Annotated in this window: 1 protein-coding gene and 1 pseudogene; both read left to right on the top strand. The window is 69.8% G+C overall.

Annotation, left to right across the window (positions count from 1 at the left end):
• Positions 1-404 (top strand): annotated as a pseudogene (locus tag DSP71_RS10960) (molecular chaperone DnaJ); the annotation flags it as partial.
• A 130-nt stretch (positions 405-534) separates the two neighbouring features.
• A partial coding sequence (locus tag DSP71_RS10955; protein ID WP_147251297.1) for a LacI family DNA-binding transcriptional regulator occupies positions 535-1,090 on the top strand: 556 nt, incomplete at its 3' end.

Genomic DNA, 1,090 nt, shown 5'->3' with positions numbered 1-1,090 from the left:
GAGCGGATGCCGACGACAAGCTCGATCACGTGGTGCTGGGGCCTTCAGGACTGTACGGCGTGATGTCGGAGGACTTCGGCGGAGTGGTCGGCTTCCGTCGCGGAGAGATCACCGGCCCGAGCCTGGGAACCCGCGCGCCCGTCACCGCCGCGCTCAGCAGGATGCGCACGATCGCCAAGGCTGCGCGCGTGCGCTTCGGCGGCATGATCATCGTGCTGCCTGATGACGACCTCGCCCAGGCCGTCACGCCGCTGGGCACGAGCCGCGGAGTTCCGGTCGTCGTGGTACGACGCAGCGCCCTCGCCATGGTGCTGCGCCAGGGCGTCCCGCAGGCGCGGGCGATCGGCGGCAACGAGCTGTTCGACGTGCGCACGCGGCTGCAGCAGACCGTCCGCTTCGTCTGATCCCGCCTCTCGCCATACCTCCGGAGGAATCGGATGGCATCGTTGACTTCCGCGATCAAACCGGTTTACACTCGTCAAACCGGTTCACCGATGAGCGCATCGGAGCGTCCGGAATCCACGAGGAGGTGGCATGAGCCGCACGACCATCGCCGATGTCGCTCGCGAAGCAGGCGTCACGAAGGCCACGGTCTCGCACGCCCTCAGCGGCAACCGCCCGATCTCCGACGAGACGAAGGCGAAGGTGCTCGCTGCGGCCGAGAAGCTGAACTGGGCACCGAGCCAGAGCGCGCGAGCCCTCGCCACCCGTCGGGCCAACGCCGTCGCCGTGGTGCTCGCTCGCGATCCCCAGGTCATCGCGAACGACTCCTTCTTCCCCGCGTTCATCGCCGGCGTCGAGTCGGTGCTCGCCGAGACCGAGACGGCACTCCTGCTCCAGGTCGTCTCCGGCCGCGATGCCGAAGAGCGCGCCTACCGCACGCTCACCCACGGCAGGGCCGACGGTGCCCTCCTGCTCGACCTGCGCACCGACGACTGGCGCGTGCCCTTCCTCGACGACCTCGGACTGCCCACCGTGCTGGTGGGCGCCTACGACCAGCCGACCGGGTTCTCGTGCGTGCGCACCGACGACACCGCCCCGGTCCGCGAGATCATCGCGCACCTCCGGGCCGCCGGGCACGAGCGCATCG

Source organism: Microbacterium sp. H6, from assembly GCF_003314775.1.
In the GTDB taxonomy this organism is placed as follows: Bacteria; Actinomycetota; Actinomycetes; order Actinomycetales; family Microbacteriaceae; genus Microbacterium; species Microbacterium oxydans.
The sequence above is the reverse complement of the archived record's forward strand: the minus strand, read 5'-3'. Positions and strand labels throughout refer to the sequence as shown.